Here is a 19,405-nt window from a genome sequence, read left to right as displayed (position 1 = left end):
GAAAATGTATATCGTTGGCAGAAGAAATTATTTAGACCAATCATCAAAGACTTCATTGATGACTTTATTCTCGATAAAAATCATCTCCTACCACAGAGAATCTATAAATAATAGTGCGTAAGTCCTACAATATTAGAATTTTTTGCTAGATTTTTCCTAACATTAACATCTAAATCTTGCGATAATTTAATCTGAGTTTTTGTTTTAATATGATTACTTAGAGAAATTTTTAGACGTGTAGTGACAGATAAATTATCTATAGGTATTACCTCTAAATGCTCATAAATACGTCGACTATCTTGATATATCAGTTCAACACTCAGGAGTACTTCAATTTGCTCAACAGTTAGACTACCAATCGGCTTATTAATCAAATTTTCTAATATTTTTATTGGACAATTTTCATGCTGATAAATAATATTTAGCAATTTTTCATCATTCAACCGTTCAGCATAACTCTGTAATATTTCTGCTGAACAATGTGGATCTTTTAATAATGTTTCAACATCAAGCAGTTGTTCCTGATAACCACCCATTAAATCTGCAAGCTGATTCATTTTATTAAAAAACTGATGTTGTAATTCTTCAAGATTTTTCGCTAAATCATCCCATTCTTTATGACTGTCTTTTTCAATATGTTGCAATTTTTCAATAATTGAAATCTGTTCGGGATGATCGGATAAAAATAATAATTTATTAATTTGTTCTAATTTCGTTTTCGCTTGTTGCTGTTTACCCTGAACAAACTGACTATATGCAACAAATTTCTTTTTAAAATTCTGAGCAAAACTTAAACCTTTTGTCTGTTCATTCCACTTCTCCAAAAAACTCACTACAGGCTGAACTGGATAATCATTTTTCTTCCGTGCAGATACTGGAATCACATCCAGTACATTAACTCCTCGTTCTGCTACCGTTTGCTTTACCAAAGCCACAATTTTAGCAATATCTTCAGGTGTTTTCGCATCGGCACGACTGACCACAATCAGCTTTGGAATATCCGCATTTAAAGTTGTCAAAAACTTTAAATCATCTTCGGAAATCGTCCCTTGTGTCGCAGAAACCACCCAAATTATGAAATTAGACAAATTAAGTTGTGAACGTGCCACAGATTCATCTGTTCGCTCACTCCACTGTTCACTATCAGGTTTGCTATACCCTGGGGTATCAAGCAAGGCGATATTTTTCCAAGCAAAATCTGGATCACTGACAAAAGCTGAACGCAATAGCCCTGCAATCTGACTACCATATTTTATTTTTTCTTCGTGGGTCAAACTGGCAAATTCATCCTGAGATAAAATTACACGACGGCGAAATAAATTAAGTGCCGTAATCTGTTCCTGTTTACCATGCAACAAATAAGTCGGTAAAGAAGTTGTTGGATCAATCTCTACCACTAAACGCTTTTTCCCTAAAAGCGTATTAATTAAACTGGATTTTCCCGCACTAAATGCCCCACCAACACCCACAACAACTTTTTGAGCCAAGTCTGGAAATTCACAAAACTCCCTAAAATGTTCTAATTCCAGATTGAGACTTTTTAAAATATCCGCAAAATGATCAGGGCTACCTGAACGAGCCAATTCAGGCAAATCATGATTAATGATTTTGTCCAATACATCCAGATCAGCTGCCAGTTGTAAACCTTGCCCATCCTGTTCAACATGTGACTGACTGGCGCGGCACAATAAATCATAACGCTGTGCGATATCAAAGTCTTCTTGGTATGACATTCCCTTATCCTGAAATTTTATTATGTGTTGATCATATACAATTGAAATCCAATATAAAACAATCTATAAAAATTACTACGTCAAACTATGACTTAGAGTGTAAAAATATTTTTTCACTTTATCTTTGGTAGCATATATGCTATCAATTAACCATGAAAATTGTATTAGACACCAACATCATCGTAAGTGCTATACAGGCAGGCGATCAACTTAATCGCCAGTTATTACGGTTAGCATTTACAGGCGAAATTACACCATTGATTTCAACTTCATTATTTTTGGAGTATGAAGCTGTGACCCAACGAGCAGATGTCATGCGAAATTGTCACTTTAACGCTGATCAAGCTGAACAATTTTTAAATGCGTTGTTCTCCGTCTGTGTCTGGGTCGATATTTATTATGCTTGGCGACCTAATTTAAAAGATGAGGGCGATAACTTTTTAATCGAACTTGCTATTGCTGGAAATGCCCAAGCGATCATCAGTAAAAATATAAAGGATTTACAGCACGGTGAACTTTCATTTCCGCAACTCAAAATTTACACACCTCAACAATTTATACAAATATGGAGGACGAAACCATGAGTAGTTTAACAATCCGACTCCCTGATGATAAACACCAACGTTTAAAAGCATTGGCAGCTTCCCGACATATCAGTATCAATAAATTGATAGATGAATTGGCAACAATTGCGCTGGTTGAATACGATGCAAAAACACGCTTTATCACACGTTCACAAAAAGCGACAGCTCAGGATGGTTTAGAGCTATTGGATCTGCTTGACCAAAAAGATCAATCATAATATCCCCAAAAACACCACGTCATACTATGACCTAGTCCCACCATGACTAGGTATTTTTTTATAAAAATTCAGCTACACTCAAACATAATTTATTTCATCATAAAAAAAGAGTGTCTTATGACCATTCAGCAACACCTAGAAAAATTGAACCAACTTTCTAAGCAATTACAACCTTGGCAGGGACGTTTTAATGAAATTCAGGATATTCTAAGCCTAAAAAAACCGTTATTAGAACAGGTCGAGCGTTTTAATCAGGAAGAGCAAACACTCAATATTGCGATTATGGGGCAGGTCAAGGCAGGTAAAAGTAGCTTTTTAAATGCTCTCCTTTTTAATGGCAAACCCGTTCTGCCTACAGCAGCCACACCTAAAACAGCAAACCTAACACGCATTTCCTACGGTGAAAAACCTGTACTGGAAGTTGAATACTACACAGCAGAGGAATGGCAAGACCTTGAGCAACTTGCACAACAACAAGGCGATTATGACCAAATTAAAGTGGCAAAAGAACTGACCTCGATGGTGAAGCAAAGTGGTCTGGATGTTACTCAGGTATTGCAGCAACAAAAACAACTGATTGAAGCCAATTCTTTAGATGAGCTGATGCAGGTTCTAGACAGCTATGCAGGCAACAGTGGTCAATATACGCCTTTGGTCAAGATGACACGCCTTTATTTACCCAATCAAGAACTGAAAGGCTTTGACATTATTGATACGCCAGGAATGAACGATCCTGTACTCAGCCGTACTGAAATGACCAAGGAAGAAATGAAACGCTGTGATGTTGTGTTTTTCCTTTCCCGTGCTAGTCAGTTTTTAGACCAATCTGATATTGAATTACTCTCAAGCCAACTTCCTCAAGGTGGCGTACAGAAAATGGTTTTAGTGGCTGCACAATATGACTCTGTGATTATTGATGATGGTTTTAACCGTGATTCGTTAGCAGAATGTGAAACCAATGTTCAAAAACGTGTCAATCGTCGTGCGGAAACTGAACTTGGAAAACTTGCTGAACAACGTGAACAGGCAGGTCGCCCACAAGTTGCCGAATTATTACGCTCACTGACCAAACCTATTCTGTCCAGTACCTTTGCCTATGGTTTTTCACATTGGGAACAATCTCAATGGGATAAGGCCATGCAGCATACTTATAAGGAATTACAAAGTTTAGGGGAAGAATGGGGTGATTACCAATTTACTCAAGCAGACTGGGAAAGAATTGGTAACTTTAAAACGCTTAGCCAAGAATATGAACAGGCTCGCCAGAATAAAGTCCAACTTTTAGAACAGAAGAAACAAGAACTTTTGCCCAAAGCTCAGGAAAATTTAACAGATAAAGTACAAGCGTTGACTGCAATGATTGATCAACGTATCCATACCTTGAACACGCAAGATATTCAGCAACTGGAACAGCAGCAAAAGAAATGTGAACAACAGATTCAGCGCATTTCAGGGAAGCTGGAAAATCTGATTAATCAACAAATTAATAAACTGCAAAGCACGACTCAAGATATTACCCGTGACTTGCAAAAAGGGATTCAACAATATAATCAAATCACCACACATACAGGGACAGAGACAGAAGAACACTCGTATGAAGTCAGTACCTCAAAATGGTATAACCCATTTAGTTGGGGAAGCACTGAAACACGTTATCGTAGCTACACCACAACCTATGAATATCTGAATGCTTCCGATGCAGTAGAGCAAGTAAGTCAATATGCCCGTGATTGCACAGTTGATATTCAATATCACTTTAACGACTTAGTTCGCCCAAACCAATTAAAACTGGAATTACGTAAAGCATTGGTAGATGAACTGAATACATCCAGTCAGGATTTTGACCCTGCACAGTTTAAAAATACGCTGGATCGTGTCATTAATCAGCTAGATTTACCTGAACTGGATTTAGATATCGGCAATCCAAGTGAGCTGATTAGCCGTAATTTTAGCGGTCAGGTTCGTTCAAGTAGTGATATTCAGCAACTTAAGCAACAGCTTAATCAATCATTGCAGAAAATTTTTGAAATGTTATCGCAACGCTTTAAAACATCTTCTCAGGATTTACAGCACAGCCTAGAACAAACTCGTGATTCTTTACTGCAAACCCTAATTGCAGGACTTGAACAAGAGTTACAACAGGTTCGTCAGGACTTTGCTGAAAAACAAAAAACCTTAGAAGAATATCAACAGCTTAAAAAAATCCTAGCTTAAAGCCATATAGGTGTACAGTTTCTTGTACACCTTTTCTTTTATACAGATTTGGGGGAATTCGATATGGAAATGATTAAACGTCTGTTCTTTAAACATCTGGTTTTTAACCAAAGTAACATTAAAAAAGTCATCCTGCTTATTTTGATTAATGGGCTGGGTATTGTGACGATGATTGGTTTACCAGTTGCCTTGATTATTGATGTACTGTTTGTGTTTTATAATCTTCAACGTGTTTATCAACATCGGGCGACCATTAAAAAGGGCTGGAATTTTATTACCCTGCTCAATCGTTTGGCATTGGGGCTCATTGTTTTAGTAGGACTCGGTATATTCTTTGGTTCATAAGTTGATGATTTCATCACGTCAAACTATGACTTGGTCATAGTTTTAATCACTATCTTTTTACCAAACCTAAACTTACAGTCTATGTATAATTTATATTGCGTATAACACCATGAACCAAAAGCAATTATTTGAAAAAATTCAGCGTATTCAACAACAGTTGATGCAAGGCTTAATTGAGCGTGAGCAAACCATTAAACTTGCCTTTCTTGCAACATTATCAGGCGAACACATTTTATTGATTGGCCCGCCTGGCACAGGCAAAAGTATGGTGGCTCGTCGCATCCATCTCATGTTTAAGCAAACACCCTATTTTGAGCGTTTACTGACTCGCTTTTCTGTACCTGAAGAATTGTTTGGTCCTCTTTCCATTAAAGCCTTAGAGCAAGATCAATACACCCGTTTAACACAAGGCTATTTACCACAAGCATCAATTGCCTTTTTAGATGAAATTTTTAAAGCCAATAGTGCCATTTTAAATGCCCTGCTCACCTTATTAAATGAACGTGAATTTGATAATGGGATTATTCGGGAAAAAGCGCCTCTACTTTCTGTGGTAGGTGCAAGTAATGAACTTCCTGAAAGTGAAGAATTGAGTGCTTTATTTGACCGCTTCTTGTTTCGTCAATATGTTGCCCCTGTCAGTCGGCAAGGTTTTAAACAACTCCTGACTTTAAAAAATAATGATCAGGATTTAAATATCGAACAGCTTAGTCTTGAAGAAGTACAATTTATTCAAAACAATGCCAATCACATTGAGCTATCTGCCGAAGTGGTGAATTTTCTGGTTGAGTTAAGAAAATGGTGCCATGAAAATCAGATTCAGGTCTCTGATCGTCGTTGGCGTAAGATTGTTCATATGCTAAAAGTTTCTGCCTTTACCAATGGTCAAAGTACGGTTTCAATTTGGGATTGCTGGCTGGTGCAACATTGTATTTGGGAAAAACCTGAACAGGTTGAACTTGTTGCTGAAATGTATGAGCAGTATTGTGGCAAGGCTGTAATTAATGTGGATAACTTGGTCAGGGTGGTTGAGGTTTTAGAGAAAGAAGTTGGGAAATTATCTAATTCTAAGAGTCAAAAAATAAATTCACAACAGAAATCCCAACATTCATTATCCCAAGTTAATCAAGATAATTGTAAGGGAGTAATCAAAGTTCACTTACCAAATCTACAAAACCCTAATTTTGCAACAATCAAAAAATGGTTTGGCACAGAAAATTCTTCTTTTAAAAAAGGAGAAATCATATGTAAATTGTCTTATGAAGAATTAGAAATTGATATTATTGCACCACGCAATGGAAGATTAGCTGTTAGACCAGCAAAGGCTCTTGGTGCAAAACTAAATGCGAATGCTACCATAATACATTTTAGTTATTTATAGGAGAAATATAATGAGTTTTTGGTCATCAGCAGGCACTAGTATTAAAATTCAGTCTGATTTTGCATCACAAAATTTTAGTGATGAAGTACAACGTTTCGCAAAAGATTTATCTTATCGCTATTCTACCACAATAATTAATCAAGAAACTTTATCTTATATTAATGATTTCATAAATAAAGCTAAAGCTAAATATCCTAATATTCAATACATAAGTTTATTTACTGCTGTGGCTCATGCTTATGATAAAAAGAACTTAGAATATCCAGAGCCTTTCCATATTAATATTGCCATGCAGTATCTTGATGAAAAAAATGGGAAGAAAGAAAAACCTAAAAAATCTGTAACTACACCCCACTGGTATAAACAAAAATCCGAAGAAGTTGAAAATCATCTCAAGCATATTGCATTAATGAAACTGCAACTCACCAAAAACTTAAAAGATTTACAAAGTCAGAATGGTGGACATTTATGGATTGATACCGATTTTATTGAGCCTGCAACTGAAACTTTACAAGCAAGTCTTACACAGATTCAAGATTTGGAAAATCGCTTGCAAGTTTTGAAATTGACATATCAAGATCATTTATAAGTTTAAGGATTGTGATGATGGCTAAAACCATTGCTGCCGATTATCTCGAAGACCAATATGCGTTTTTGGATGACTGCCCACAGGAATTATTGGAGCATGTGATTTGCTCTACCGTAGGTACACTGGAACAGCGTAGCCGTACCATGCAGCAATGGTATAAATACCTCATGGCTGGAGAACTGCCGCCAAAACCTGATTGGCTACCCGCTTATATTTCAGAGAACGTTGAAAAACAGCTCAAGCAAGCAGATGTTGCTCGTTTTATGAAAGATCAGCATGAATTAACAGTACAGCTTTTACAGGATGTCATGCAAACATGGCATCTAGTTCAATATGAATATCAGCAACAACTTGCAGAATGGCAAGCGCAACAACGAGAAAAATTTAAAAACCTGAAACGTATAAATCAACCAATTGATGATACTGATTTTACAGATCATTTTAATTTTTCAGGTGAGCTTGTAATCAATGAAGCATGGAATGACAAAGTTAAGGCTTGGAAAAAACTGGACGATGTGTTTGGCGATCTAGGCAATATGCTGGGTCGAGATGTTAATCTCACCAAAGGCATTTTAAAACATCAAAACTGGCGACATATCGAACGCTTACAGGAATTGCTCAAACGTATCAGTGAATTTAAAAAGATTGTGGATTCATTAGGTCGTTTGCAAGAAAGTATTGCTAATGATGAAGTACTCGAAAGTTTTTTTGAAAGTATTTCTCGTGTTGTTGAAGAAATACAGGAAAAAGTTGTTCATTATATTCCTGAAGAAATGTCTGGAATTGAACGCAGTGGCAATATTGCCCGCATGCTACCACAGGAGGCTTTATTCCTTGGACATCCACAATTAAAGATGCTATGGCATGCACGTCGCTATGAACAAGCCCTGCTTAGTTATCGGGTGCAAGGCACAGAGATTAGTAAAACTTGGACAGAAATCAATGAACAAGTTGAAGTCCAAAAACCTCGCCCACGTTTTGATCGAGGACCTATTTTAGTGGTGTTGGATACTTCTGGCTCAATGAGTGGCGAACCTGAACTGGTCGCAAAAGCCCTCACCCTACAGGCAGCCAAAACTGCCCATGCTGAAAAACGACCTTGCTACTTATTTGCATTTAGTGGACGTGGTGACAAGATTGAATATGAACTCAAACTTAACCAATCAGGCATTCAAGGCTTATTGGAGTTTTTAGGTTGTTCATTTAGCGGTGGAACTGACATTGAAACTGTAGAACATGCCATTCAAAGACTTGATCAAGAACAATGGAAAAAAGCAGATGTCATGATTGTCAGTGATGGACAATGGTCAGCTTCTTCTCATATCCGAACGATAGTCGAAAAATCCAAAAAAGATGGGACACGTTATCATGGTATTCAGGTTGGATATGCTGGTGGTGGCTTAGAGCAGCTCTGTAATTCCATCCATCGTTTTGCCAGTTGGAGTAAACTACGTTAGACTAAAACAGACTTTAGAATGGGAATAAAAATCATGCTATTACAGGAAATCCAACAACAATTTAAACAGAGCAAAGAACAGTTTAATGAAGATTTCCGTTTACGCATTCATCGTTCCCTCAGTTGGTTACAACAGGCTGAACAAGCACAACAGGCGCAGGATTTTGATTCTCAATTTATCTTTTTATGGATTGCCTTTAATGCAGCTTATGCCAAGGATTTAGGCGCAGGTATTCGTAGTGTAGATAAAGGACTATTCGTACAATTTATTTATCGGATTTGCCATTTAGATCAACAGCACCATATTTATGATTCGGTGTGGAATACCTTTTCAGGCAGTATCCGTATTATTCTGAACAATAAATTTACGTTTCAGCAATTTTGGGATTATCACAATGAATTAATTACAGAAACTGAATGGCTAGAAAGTTTTGAACGTAATAAACAAAAAGCCCTAAATGCACTCAGCCAAAAAGATACGCCTGAAATTTTGGTCGCTGTTTTTAATCATCTCTATACTTTGCGTAACCAGATTATTCACGGTGGTGCGACATTCAACAGTACTGTCAATCGTAGTCAGCTTAAAGATGCCTGCACCATTCTGTTTACAATTATCCCTGAAATGCTACAGGTCATGCTGAATCATCCCAATGACAAAACTTGGGGTAAACCCTTTTACCCTGTGGTTAAATCCTAAAAAAATATTGATTTAATTGATTAAACACTGCGACAAACTATGACCTAGTCAAAACTTGGCTGGGTTTTTCTGCCCCCAAAATTTGATAAGCTCAATCATGTTCTCTAATAACATTTTCATTGAGCTAATTTCATGCAAACACAAAATAACTCATCACTCCAGATGATTCACATTTATTCCAATATTGATCTTCATCTCGGATTCTTTGATCCAACAACAGAGAAATTACGCCCTTTTTCTATTATTCAGAAATCATTATCTGAACTGCAATTTTCCGATGTAAATAAAGTTGCCGTTATCGTTGTAGATGATTTGGCAGAATTAACCGCAATTCCGATTGGCTGTGAACATAGCATCGTGATTACAGCCAAAAATAATTTAACACCTTTACCTGAGCATTTATCTAATACCATTATTTATCAGCAAGCATCCAATGAAAACCATCAGCAGGCATTGGAAAAGGTTTTTCATGCGTTAATCAAAACCTATTTCTCACCAGAGTTGTTTCTCGAACCAGCAGATCTTTACCAGTCGGATGCTTTTGAAAAAGGACAACGCTATATCAATATTCATTCGTTACAAGAACAACAGTTAATGAATGAAAATGTGAAACCGTTATTTAGCCCGATTGGGAGAGACGGTACGGTGATACTCAATTTCAATCTGCACCAATCTTCATTCTCACTTGATAAGATTCAGGATTTAACTGAGATCATTATTGAGCACTTAGGGGAAAAGTTTGATGGGGAAATTTTTTATAGCTGTAATGCCACATCCAAGCCAGAGCAATCAGATTTGATTTATCTAAGTTATTTGTCAGCTTAAATACTCTATTAACTTCCTCAACCCAATCTATTTAAGACAAAAAAATAAGGGGATCATTTTCCCCTTACCCTTCTCGCTGAGCGATTTTTAACTCCAGCCAATCGTTGATTTCCTGTGACAACCAACCAATCCGATTTTTTGTCAAATGGAGAGGTTTCGGAAAACTTGGGTCGTAGTAATCAGATTTGGGATTAATGAGAGCATAGATGGTTGAACGACTTAAAGCTGTAATTCCAATCACAGCAGTGATATTAAGAACCTGATATTGATATTCAATAGTTGACATGATGTTATTACTCCCAGTTTGTGATTGAGAGGTGTTTCTCTCAATACAAACCCGAGTTCTGTATTTTTCTGCCAATCGCCCTGACCTAATTTACAGCCCTTACACTTTGCTGAAGCCCCTGTTTTATGCCTGTGACATCATCCATTCCATGATGAACGGACGCTGCGTCAGGCTTTACCTCAACCGCATTTTGCTGGTCATTATAAAACTCCTCAACAATATCCAGTCCCTCATCACCACCCACCTCAAAGCTGGCATTGCCATAGCCTTGCCGTGCCACATGATCCAGAGCTTCCTGATAAAACCCTGCTGCCTTACTCACTTCATCAATCTGCTTGGCTGAAACAATCGCATCCTGTAAATTCACACCGTCACGTAAAGTTAAGTCCACGTAATAGATCGGAGTACGATAACTTTGGGTAGTGCTTTTACCTCGTAAAGTCAGTTGCAAAGGCAAGCATGAAAGTAAATTACCTGATGCCGCATGGTAATAACTCAGCCGTGCTGCCAGTGTCCGAATACTGTTAAAGCCTGTGGTTCTAAAAATAAATGTGCCAAACTCATCCGATTCATCTAAATTCACGTAGAGTCTGCCATACGGTTTGCACAGCCCACCCTGTGCCAGTGGGCATAAATCAGGCGACGGACAAGGATGTTGCTCAATGCCATTCTGTCCGAGTCGCTGACAGGTTTCCCCATTGCCTGAGCAAATTAAACGTCTAGTCTGTCGATCAAATAAACTGTACTCTGCCCGAAGATTGAGTTCAGGCTCATTAAAGATCATCCGTACAGGAATGGTACGGAGTTTTCCATTTTGTGCCTTTTCCCGAAGCTGCTCATCCAGTGGATGTTTAACCCAACCATCTTTATTTTGAATCTGGCTAGTAATAGTAAACTGGTCATCCTTTTCAGGTAGCCGCTTGCCATTCTTTTCAACGATCTTGCCAATACTGATACGTCCCAATACAGGTGGGGTAATTGCTAAACCTTTAATCATAGTGATTATCCTTTATTGCATTTATTTACGGATTCCCCAAATCCATTGAAGGCACTGTCTCCTACACCATATTGCTAACCCTCCTGAAAAAACGACTTCCAATCACAGGTCATGGGAGAAAACATTGTGCGAACATAAAAAATGCAAAGCTGCTCCACCGTCCTTTCCTTAGTATTAGGGAAAGGACAAGAGGGGCGGCTTTGCACAAATTTTAAATTTGGGGAAATAAAATCGTTTGATGTGGTGTGTGATGGAAATAGGTCTAAAACTTGTTTAGTCAGATGATTTAGGTTGTTGCAGAATAAATATTAAAGCGTCTGCTCCCTTGTCGGGATTGTGGATACTGTTGCAGTAGTTCAGGCTGTGCCTGTAATAATGCCTTTTGATCCAGCACCACACTGTCCTTTGATTTTTTCCATGTCACAGTACCATTGGAAAAGATGGCTTTCTCTGCATCTTTCATGAGTGCCTGAATCCGATGCTTGAGATAGTCATACTTGGTTTGATGGTCGGTGAGTTGTTTTTCCTCATGCAGCAGGTCTGTAAACAGTTGATCAACACCCTCCAATGTGGAGAAATCAACGGACTGTAAAGGGATATGTTGAGGGTAAAGCAGTTGCAGGGCTTTGGCGGCTGATGCACTGGCATCAACACTCGGTGGTATGTCATTTTCCACACAGCTCCAGAATATCCGTTCAGAAGTCATGATTTGGTCTATCACAATTTCATTGCGTTCAACCTTAAAAATCTTGGCTTCATGTCCACAGATCAGGGCACAGATATGCGCTGCCTGTTTGCCTGTGACTGCCAGTTGGTGCTGTACCTGAATAATCACGTATAAAGGCACACCATCACGCCAGAGTTTGGTTCCCCATTCCCCCACTGATTTACACTCCAATATCTGTACTTCATCACAGCCTACAACGGCATAGTCCAGATTCGCCAGCATAAAGTGTTTGTCAGGATCAGGATGCTGTAACACTGCATTGACCTTACGCACCTTATGACCTGTCTTGTGCTGGTAGTAATTGGCAATCAGAGGTTCAAGCTGATTGCCCCAATATAAGGGTGAATAACTGTTTTGGGTGGGTTGATCAGGCTGGTTCTGCATCCGACCTGTTTTAATCATCCATAGTTCCAACATCGACATGTGGGGATTAAGCCCACAAGCTGCGGCTGCATCACTACTGCCAATGCCCTGTTTTCTGACTTGTAGCCATTGTTCACGGCTCATGCCTTTGGTTTTAGCAAGCCGTTTGGCACGACTAGGATTAGATTTAGCTAACGGTAAATGTGGTATGGATTTACTGCTTTGTGGTTCAACGATATGGTTCATGAGATACTCCATGTCTGTAAAAATTAAAATTGCGGCATAAAAAAAGCCACATCAGGGCGATGTGGCAAAAGGGAGTTTTTGGGTAGAAGAAAATAGAGAGTAAGCAATGGGTATATTGCTTAGGCTAATTTGGCTGGTTGGTTCTAAATTAAACTCAGGTTAGACCACCATTCTGAGTGCCTGTTCCAGTCCTCGCTGTTTAATGGATGCACCTGTACCAAACCATGCTGAATCCAGTCGGTGATCGGTACTCATGGCTCGACGTTCGTGATCGACAAACTCGGTGATGCTACACAGCAAACCATAGGCTGTACCTTGGGCTGAACTGAGTTCTGCACCCCGTCCCTGACCATTAAACATATCCATGACTTTCGACATGGCTCGTCCATTCGGTTCAGTTTTATTGGTTGCAGCGTTTTGGGCTTCATTTGCCACATTGCGGTAGAACTGGATAATGCTGTCATCCTGTTCAGCAATGCTGAGACTGGTATTATTAAACACCGCATCAAAGTAAGCAGCTGCTTCCTGTTGGGTGACTTTACGCTGACTCAGTTGTTTCATTTCATACATATGCTCATCCCATGCACGAACGGAAATACCCAGTTGCTGTTTGACCTTTTCCGCATCAAATCGGGTACTGTGCGGAACTTTCACCACGCCTGCACTGGTACTGCCATTGCGTAAGGCGATTGCCAAAGTGTTATTACACACCACACGAATTGAAGTAAATTGTGCCGTTGTGGCAAGCGTACCATCACAGGCTGTAGCGAGAAGAATATAGCCATTACTGACATCCTTACCTTTCAATGCTGTAGTCTGTCCTGTACGTGCCAAAGCCCAGAACTTTTTACCACCTTTGAGTACCCCTGCGGTTTCCAGTTCAAAGCCTGATTGTTCAGTCAAGTCACGATAGAACTCAAGGATTTCTTTGGGCTGAACTTCCTGAAAGCGTTGGCTGACTACTGATAAAGGTGCATGGGTATCAGAACGGTATAAAACACGTTGTTCCTCATAAGGCATAATGATGCTTTGTCCCCGATCATTCTTTGCCATGTAACTGACATTGGATGATTCAATCCGCCAGTCCATGCCTGCCTGCTGTGCCCAGACTTCAATCGGTTGATGTGGACTGAGTTGATTACCCAGACCATGCCACGGGGTTTCACCGACATACGCCATTTGTTCAAGTTGATGTGCCATGATGATTTCCTCCCATTCCTAGTTGAAATTGCATTGGCAATTGTTGCAATGGAAATAAGCGGTAGGCTGCTGTGGCTGTGATGGCTGAACCAGACTATCAATCAAGCCACCTACCACTGCACCAGCTAGCCCACCCAATAATGGTGACATCGGTATAGGCAAGCTTTTGGCAAGGCTTGCACCAATTCCTGCACCTGCCATTGAAGAAAAACTGTTATTGCCTGATGGCTGTGTAGTTGCACGGCTAACATTGGCTGAATAGCAATATGGACATGTAATATTCATAAGATAGACCTCATTAAATGAAAAAAGGCTTGCCAATCGGCAAACCTATGTTTTGAATGTAAGGGAAAAAGAAAACATTCAATCTTCATGTTAATGATGTATATCTATGATTTTTTGGGATCATGCCAGTTCGTTGCGATTCAACCATGTAGCCGTATCAGGGTGGATCAGTGTGCCTCTGATCGTTGGGCGATTTTTGATTCAAGCCAATCATAGATTTCCTGCGATACCCAGCCAATCCGATTCTGGGTTAAATGAATTGGTTTGGGAAAATTGGCATCGTAATAGTTCGATTTCGGATTGATCATTTCATAGATGGTTGAACGACTCAGTGCAGTAATTTCAATCACTGCTTTGATGTTCAGGATACGATATTGGTATTCAACGAGATTGGTCATGTGGGTACTCCCAGTAATTGTAGTTGAGAGGGGTCTTCCTCAATACAAATCGGCATACCGTATTTTTTTACTGCACCCCATGAGATGAATTGACCCAACATCCCCACATGACTCAAGCCAAAAAATGAATATATGAAATAAACATTCATGTTTATAGTGTGTAGATTCAATTTTTTGAGATCAACATTTATCCAAAGCAACGCATCCCTTTAACCCTTGCCCGTAAATACTGATCTTCAACATCGTGGTTTGATAACGTGTGGATAATGTTTAAGAGGTTTTCTTCTTCGATTGACTCATAATTCTTATCCGTACGATCTATAGCGTAATTATCAAGCTCTATGTAAGATGATCCAACATAGATGAAAATATAACGACAAATCAAACCTTCTTCTCGGTCTTGTTCAATGACCCATGAATAATCCAGTAGATCTTCGCAACAGGTATCACGTTTCAAGATTCGACTACGAAATTCTGTCAGGGTTTGATGAAACTGATAAACACCCTGAGCCTCATGGTTCAGTTTATTAAAGTTTCCATGTATCACTTGAAACTCACAATCACTATCCAGTAGGTCTTCAATGTAATTTTTGATTGCAGTAAAGTTACGTTTGCGTTGCCGCTTATGCTTCAGAATAAAATGATCATGCTCATCCATCAGACCATTACAGAAATTTTGAAAAGCAGTTCTGGATTGTAGTGGTGATCTACGTGGATTTATTGCCCTGCCTGAGCTTGATGTGGAGCTAATCGACATTAAGTCAAAATAGCCCTGTAACATCGGTGAATATTCAAGTTCTGGATCATAAATCGCTGTAGCAGCTTCCCGATAATCTTCAAGTGCAGCCATCACACTTTGCCAATAGTATCGGTCTAAACAAACATCCAGCATTAGGTCTTCAATCTGAAAGAGGGTTTCATTACAATTGATGTGGTTCATATATGTCTCCTATGGGTTAGAACCATAAGAGACACGACTCTGTAATAAACTGCCCAAAGGCATGATCAATCAATGATCAAAATATTAAGTCTTATTCTTTCCATCTAGTCTGTCCAGTTTGAAATACATTCATTCTACGACTGAGTTTCACCCTTAAATACTGGTCAGGCTTATGGCGAGTCAAGTAATGAATGGTGTGATAGGCATTGGTAACTGCTGTTTTATTACGCCGTTCCACCAAACCTAAACCCCATGTCCCTTCATCCTCGTAATAGCGTTTATGCTCTTTTTGATTGCAGTTATAGAATAGACCGTTACCCTGAGTGATCTTATCCTGCCATAGCTCACCGATAGATTGTCCCAGATAAGCATCACGGCAACGCTCAGAACCGTTGTAGATCACCAGTAAATGACAATGATAGCCTTTGCTCTTGCCACCCTGTTCCAGTCGATAGGCATAGCCAACTTGATCTTTAAAGATGGTATCCTTGTTCTGGATACGACTAAGTAACTTCCTGATGTTGTTGCCAAACTGTTGGATACAGGGACTACGCTCAAAGCGATAGGATAAATCGACCCTGACCAATAATAATTTACGATGACGGTCAACAAGGCTGGCAAAATAATCATCCAAACGGTTGTGATAGTCATCACTTTGATTTGCCAAATCTTCTATAAAATCTTGCTGCTGGTATTTGAGACGACGTTGAAAGGATCGAAATGCTTGATCATCCTCAAATATATCTTGATCTTCCCAATCAATCCGTTCAGGTATTAAATCAAAATAGGCTTGAATCAAGGGACTGTATTCAAGCTCTTCATCATAGATAGCCCTTGCATCATCCAACCACTGATCATAATCAGGTGCAAAGTCTTTCCAATGATAATCTCGTCTACAGACTGATGACATGAATTTTTCAATATCAAGTAGGGTTTGTGCTTCGTTCATTTGGATACTCCTATGGTAAATTCCATAGGAGTGTTAGTTCTGTATTTTTATAATTTAGATCAATTGATTGATTACTCCTCTAATGGTAATCCATCATCATCTTGGATATGATGATGATATATAGATTTAAGTGATTAATAAATAATAATATAATTAAATAATAATCCTAGCAAAAATCTTGCATGAACATGACCATCAAAGGACTTAAAATCAATTTTCTCTACTTCTATAGCAAACAGCTAAAATCACACCAATTGGCATGATTTTATAGGTGGAAATGGAAGCTAAAGTTATAATTTTTTCATTGCCGATTTTTTTGCTTTCGGCTTGTTGGTTATACTTGTTTTCTTGATCAACCATTTTGGTAATTGTTGATAAATCTCATCATCCAACAAATCCTGATAAACCATATAACTGGCAAGATAATTCACGATATTTCTGGCTAATATTTTTTGGGTGGTTTCCACCAACAACTGATGACATTGGAGTTCTGGCAATGTCTGAGCTATCTGTAATTTATCCACTCTGCCTTGTATTCTGATCTCAGGATCACAATCCCTTTCTATTTTCTGACAAGCTGAACGCCAGTTACGCTCCAGTTGAGCAAATAAATCAGGATATTCCAGCAATGCCTGTGATTTAAACATCAGTACCACATTCGCTGCATAATCGGTAATCTGGTTTTGGCTTGTCCTCTTGCGTCCCTCCCAATAACCAAGATACGCTGTCATATCAGAGATCGGTTTTCTTTTTTTATTGTCCTGCAACATGGTAGAAAATATTTTAGAAAAATATGCATAATCCATTGCTTTATTGACATCACAATAAAATAAACAATGTATGATCACCACGTCAGTTTTCATTGCCTGTTTTAATATTTTCTCAACTCTTCCTAACCGAGTGATATGCCGCTGAATATGTATCAGTTTATAAGGAACGTTGTCGTTCTGTACTAAGGTCTGGATAGGTTGATTTTCCTGCTGTTGGACAAAATGCCTCGTAGCTAACAACCTAGATGCAGCAGAATTTTTAGCAAGATGGATTGGTGAAATTATACTTTGTATGGAAGATGGCTCAACGATTTGGGCATAAAGTCTGATCCGCTTTTTTTCACCGAGAATTTTTGCTGGCTTCTGACGGACCTCAGGTTTAAAAAATAAAGGCTGATTAAACCTATACTGGACTAGAAGCTCATCCAAACTTTTCTGAACATCCCTTTCGTTGAGATTAGCAGCTAAAATACTTTCAAGTACAACTGTACTGCTACCCTGACTTTGTAATTGTTCTGCATAGATATGAAAAAAGTATTTCAATGTACGTGAAATGATCCTAGTTTCAAGCTTCTGCTGTAATAGATTGAGTTGATACTGATTCCTGAAAATCACAGCAAATTGTAAAAGTTGTCGGCTAATACGATTTTCCACACCTCGATTCAATGTCTCACGCACACTTGATGCAAAAGAATAAAAGGCATTAGGCGCACTTTCCATCAATGTCATCATGAAAATTTCAATATACATCGCCAATTCAAGATATTTTTGCATTTTCCATATAGCAAAATTTTCCTGATAAATGACAGCAATTCTTGCAATATATTCTCTTGCATGATCAGACAAGTGCATCATGTCCCAAATATACTTTGAACGCTGCCCTGTAGAAAAAAATAAAAGATGAGGAATATGCTCTTGAATCTGATTGGCATGGAAATAGGTTAATTCAAGCTCAATGGTGGAAGTACCTGTATCTAATCTAATGGCACGAACCTTATTGATCACAGCATAAAGATAAAGCTCCATTACCTGATTCAGAGAATCTACTCTAAGCCTCCCGAACTTCTCCAATTGATATAAAAACTCAAGCACCGTCTGCTCAACAAATTCCCAACTTTCTTCTACGCCATCAACCAATAAAAAATCTCTTTTTTGGGGTTTAGGTATAAGATTTTTACTCAAAACAGGATTTAGATTCTGAACATGAATCTTCACTGAAAGTTTAAAAGTTTGAGTAACGTATTCCTTAAGTACCTTAGTAATCTTTCCAATAAAGAAAGTCTCATCCAGATAGAATACTGACTGGATAAAAAAAACCGTATAATATGCCAATATTTCCTTTGTCTCCAGGAAAGGTTTATAAAATATTCTGATGATATTTTGATCACCACTAAGAACATTCAATAAATTAGCTTTATCAGCAATCATCTCGTCAAATTGTGGCGAATTTTGATCATTTTTTCTAATAACAATTTTAGCTACCACAATAGATAGCATCCCTGCCTTTGCCAATTGTGAAGAAATATCTGCTTTTATATCTACAACCATTCTTTCAACTACGTCATCTTGATATGCACTCCACAACTGAATTGCCACCTCTTGATTTTGATCAGAGGGTGATTGTTCACTTTGCTTTTTATAACGATAGTCAAGATATGTCTTTAAAAACATTTCAGCATGATTTTCCTGATTCAATGTCCAAATCCCAGAGGATTTATCCACTAAAACAATATCACCATATTCTGTTTTAACTGTTCCTTTGTATTGGAAAGACTCCACAAACTCCAGAAATTGCCCTAGTTCAGAAAATGTCTTACGGCTTATATCTTTCACATGTGGTCTAGGAAAAGTTTTTACTTTCTTCAGCGCAGTAATCAGGCGTTTAACTTGTACCTTATTGGTATCACTCACAACCCAGCCTTGCTCCAGATCATAGCCTTTTAAAAGTTTAGGGATCACTTCCCCTACCAGTTGATAAACATGCAAAGCATTTACAATTTCTAAAGATTGTCCATTTTCAGCATCAATGATTTGAATATTTTCATATAACAATTCAAGAATTTTGTAAAAATTATCTTTTTTCATATCATTTCAACTTTTTATCAAAAATAAATTATATAAATCATTGTTTTTATATTAATGATATAAAATTAAAATACAAGTTTAGAACTATAAAATCTTCCAAAAAATTCAAATTAAAAC

Annotated in this window: 19 protein-coding genes and 1 pseudogene; 10 read left to right on the top strand and 10 right to left on the bottom strand. The window is 38.2% G+C overall.

From position 1 onward, the window contains the following. Window positions 1-111: pseudogene (locus tag HYG88_RS11750) on the top strand (IS701 family transposase); the annotation flags it as partial. Here the strand turns inward: HYG88_RS11750 and HYG88_RS11745 are convergent. Then, window positions 102-1,733: a dynamin family protein gene (locus HYG88_RS11745; RefSeq protein WP_178883157.1), complete on the bottom strand. Its 1,632-nt coding sequence runs from the start codon at window positions 1,731-1,733 to the stop codon at window positions 102-104. The pseudogene HYG88_RS11750 and the gene HYG88_RS11745 overlap by 10 nt on opposite strands. A gap of 152 nt (window positions 1,734-1,885) precedes the next feature. Between HYG88_RS11745 and HYG88_RS11740 the strand changes: the two genes are divergently transcribed. The 9 genes from HYG88_RS11740 to HYG88_RS11700 all read left to right on the top strand — a co-directional run bounded on the left by HYG88_RS11740 (window position 1,886) and on the right by HYG88_RS11700 (window position 10,042). Continuing rightward, complete coding sequence (locus HYG88_RS11740; RefSeq protein WP_178883156.1) at window positions 1,886-2,317, top strand: putative toxin-antitoxin system toxin component, PIN family; 432 nt, start codon at window positions 1,886-1,888, stop codon at window positions 2,315-2,317. Continuing rightward, window positions 2,314-2,535 (top strand): toxin-antitoxin system HicB family antitoxin, encoded by a 222-nt coding sequence (locus HYG88_RS11735; RefSeq protein WP_178883155.1) that lies wholly within the window; start codon window positions 2,314-2,316, stop codon window positions 2,533-2,535. The genes HYG88_RS11740 and HYG88_RS11735 overlap by 4 nt, the downstream gene beginning before the upstream one ends. A gap of 117 nt (window positions 2,536-2,652) precedes the next feature. Further along, window positions 2,653-4,749, top strand: a complete 2,097-nt coding sequence (locus tag HYG88_RS11730; protein WP_178883154.1) for a dynamin family protein — start codon at window positions 2,653-2,655, stop codon at window positions 4,747-4,749. Window positions 4,750-4,812: 63 nt separating this feature from the next. Next, on the top strand, window positions 4,813-5,094 hold the full coding sequence (locus HYG88_RS11725; protein ID WP_178883153.1) for a hypothetical protein: 282 nt from the start codon (window positions 4,813-4,815) through the stop codon (window positions 5,092-5,094). 109 nt (window positions 5,095-5,203) lie between these two features. Next, window positions 5,204-6,475, top strand: coding sequence for an AAA family ATPase (locus HYG88_RS11720; RefSeq protein WP_178883152.1), 1,272 nt, complete (start codon window positions 5,204-5,206; stop codon window positions 6,473-6,475). Window positions 6,476-6,485: 10 nt separating this feature from the next. Then, complete coding sequence (locus tag HYG88_RS11715) at window positions 6,486-7,064, top strand: hypothetical protein (RefSeq protein ID WP_178883151.1); 579 nt, start codon at window positions 6,486-6,488, stop codon at window positions 7,062-7,064. A 17-nt stretch (window positions 7,065-7,081) separates the two neighbouring features. Continuing rightward, on the top strand, window positions 7,082-8,521 hold the full coding sequence (locus HYG88_RS11710; RefSeq protein ID WP_178883150.1) for a VWA domain-containing protein: 1,440 nt from the start codon (window positions 7,082-7,084) through the stop codon (window positions 8,519-8,521). Between the two features lie 33 nt (window positions 8,522-8,554). Continuing rightward, a complete protein-coding gene (locus HYG88_RS11705; RefSeq protein ID WP_178883149.1) occupies window positions 8,555-9,217 on the top strand; it encodes a HEPN domain-containing protein in 663 nt (220 codons plus the stop codon). A gap of 132 nt (window positions 9,218-9,349) precedes the next feature. Further along, window positions 9,350-10,042, top strand: a complete 693-nt coding sequence (locus HYG88_RS11700; RefSeq protein ID WP_178883148.1) for a hypothetical protein — start codon at window positions 9,350-9,352, stop codon at window positions 10,040-10,042. Between the two features lie 64 nt (window positions 10,043-10,106). On the opposite strand, the gene HYG88_RS11695 is transcribed toward HYG88_RS11700, so the two are convergent. From HYG88_RS11695 to HYG88_RS11655, 9 genes are all read right to left on the bottom strand, one after another. Continuing rightward, entirely contained in the window at window positions 10,107-10,328 is a 222-nt protein-coding gene (locus HYG88_RS11695) for an AlpA family transcriptional regulator (RefSeq protein WP_178883147.1), read from the bottom strand. An 85-nt stretch (window positions 10,329-10,413) separates the two neighbouring features. Beyond that, on the bottom strand, window positions 10,414-11,325 hold the full coding sequence (locus HYG88_RS11690) for a hydrolase or metal-binding protein (RefSeq protein ID WP_178883146.1): 912 nt from the start codon (window positions 11,323-11,325) through the stop codon (window positions 10,414-10,416). Window positions 11,326-11,611: 286 nt separating this feature from the next. After that, window positions 11,612-12,661 (bottom strand): YqaJ viral recombinase family protein, encoded by a 1,050-nt coding sequence (locus HYG88_RS11685; protein ID WP_178883145.1) that lies wholly within the window; start codon window positions 12,659-12,661, stop codon window positions 11,612-11,614. A gap of 159 nt (window positions 12,662-12,820) precedes the next feature. Then, complete coding sequence (locus HYG88_RS11680) at window positions 12,821-13,861, bottom strand: DUF932 domain-containing protein (RefSeq protein WP_178883144.1); 1,041 nt, start codon at window positions 13,859-13,861, stop codon at window positions 12,821-12,823. A gap of 18 nt (window positions 13,862-13,879) precedes the next feature. After that, window positions 13,880-14,146 (bottom strand): hypothetical protein, encoded by a 267-nt coding sequence (locus HYG88_RS11675; protein ID WP_178883143.1) that lies wholly within the window; start codon window positions 14,144-14,146, stop codon window positions 13,880-13,882. 167 nt (window positions 14,147-14,313) lie between these two features. Further along, entirely contained in the window at window positions 14,314-14,544 is a 231-nt protein-coding gene (locus HYG88_RS11670; RefSeq protein WP_178883142.1) for an AlpA family transcriptional regulator, read from the bottom strand. A 187-nt stretch (window positions 14,545-14,731) separates the two neighbouring features. Next, window positions 14,732-15,484 (bottom strand): hypothetical protein, encoded by a 753-nt coding sequence (locus HYG88_RS11665; protein WP_178883141.1) that lies wholly within the window; start codon window positions 15,482-15,484, stop codon window positions 14,732-14,734. A gap of 91 nt (window positions 15,485-15,575) precedes the next feature. Then, entirely contained in the window at window positions 15,576-16,433 is an 858-nt protein-coding gene (locus HYG88_RS11660; protein WP_178883140.1) for an inovirus-type Gp2 protein, read from the bottom strand. Window positions 16,434-16,723: 290 nt separating this feature from the next. Further along, the gene (locus HYG88_RS11655; RefSeq protein ID WP_178883139.1) at window positions 16,724-19,288 is read right to left on the bottom strand and encodes a hypothetical protein; all 2,565 of its coding nucleotides are present in this window, start codon (window positions 19,286-19,288) and stop codon (window positions 16,724-16,726) included. Window positions 19,289-19,405 lie beyond the last annotated feature (117 nt).

It is taken from the genome of Acinetobacter sp. SwsAc4 (genome assembly GCF_013391535.1).
Classification (GTDB): Bacteria; Pseudomonadota; Gammaproteobacteria; order Pseudomonadales; family Moraxellaceae; genus Acinetobacter.
The sequence above is the reverse complement of the archived record's forward strand: the minus strand, read 5'-3'. Positions and strand labels throughout refer to the sequence as shown.

Bases quoted from the DNA above. Each gene is read 5' to 3' on its own strand.
- HYG88_RS11745 (WP_178883157.1), bottom strand. From the start codon at position 1,733: ATGTCATACCAAGAAGACTTTGATATCGCACAGCGTTATGATTTATTG.
- HYG88_RS11740 (WP_178883156.1), top strand. From the start codon at position 1,886: ATGAAAATTGTATTAGACACCAACATCATCGTAAGTGCTATACAGGCA.
- HYG88_RS11735 (WP_178883155.1), top strand. From the start codon at position 2,314: ATGAGTAGTTTAACAATCCGACTCCCTGATGATAAACACCAACGTTTA.
- HYG88_RS11730 (WP_178883154.1), top strand. From the start codon at position 2,653: ATGACCATTCAGCAACACCTAGAAAAATTGAACCAACTTTCTAAGCAA.
- HYG88_RS11725 (WP_178883153.1), top strand. From the start codon at position 4,813: ATGGAAATGATTAAACGTCTGTTCTTTAAACATCTGGTTTTTAACCAA.
- HYG88_RS11720 (WP_178883152.1), top strand. From the start codon at position 5,204: ATGAACCAAAAGCAATTATTTGAAAAAATTCAGCGTATTCAACAACAG.
- HYG88_RS11715 (WP_178883151.1), top strand. From the start codon at position 6,486: ATGAGTTTTTGGTCATCAGCAGGCACTAGTATTAAAATTCAGTCTGAT.
- HYG88_RS11710 (WP_178883150.1), top strand. From the start codon at position 7,082: ATGGCTAAAACCATTGCTGCCGATTATCTCGAAGACCAATATGCGTTT.
- HYG88_RS11705 (WP_178883149.1), top strand. From the start codon at position 8,555: ATGCTATTACAGGAAATCCAACAACAATTTAAACAGAGCAAAGAACAG.
- HYG88_RS11700 (WP_178883148.1), top strand. From the start codon at position 9,350: ATGCAAACACAAAATAACTCATCACTCCAGATGATTCACATTTATTCC.
- HYG88_RS11695 (WP_178883147.1), bottom strand. From the start codon at position 10,328: ATGTCAACTATTGAATATCAATATCAGGTTCTTAATATCACTGCTGTG.
- HYG88_RS11690 (WP_178883146.1), bottom strand. From the start codon at position 11,325: ATGATTAAAGGTTTAGCAATTACCCCACCTGTATTGGGACGTATCAGT.
- HYG88_RS11685 (WP_178883145.1), bottom strand. From the start codon at position 12,661: ATGAACCATATCGTTGAACCACAAAGCAGTAAATCCATACCACATTTA.
- HYG88_RS11680 (WP_178883144.1), bottom strand. From the start codon at position 13,861: ATGGCACATCAACTTGAACAAATGGCGTATGTCGGTGAAACCCCGTGG.
- HYG88_RS11675 (WP_178883143.1), bottom strand. From the start codon at position 14,146: ATGAATATTACATGTCCATATTGCTATTCAGCCAATGTTAGCCGTGCA.
- HYG88_RS11670 (WP_178883142.1), bottom strand. From the start codon at position 14,544: ATGACCAATCTCGTTGAATACCAATATCGTATCCTGAACATCAAAGCA.
- HYG88_RS11665 (WP_178883141.1), bottom strand. From the start codon at position 15,484: ATGAACCACATCAATTGTAATGAAACCCTCTTTCAGATTGAAGACCTA.
- HYG88_RS11660 (WP_178883140.1), bottom strand. From the start codon at position 16,433: ATGAACGAAGCACAAACCCTACTTGATATTGAAAAATTCATGTCATCA.
- HYG88_RS11655 (WP_178883139.1), bottom strand. From the start codon at position 19,288: ATGAAAAAAGATAATTTTTACAAAATTCTTGAATTGTTATATGAAAAT.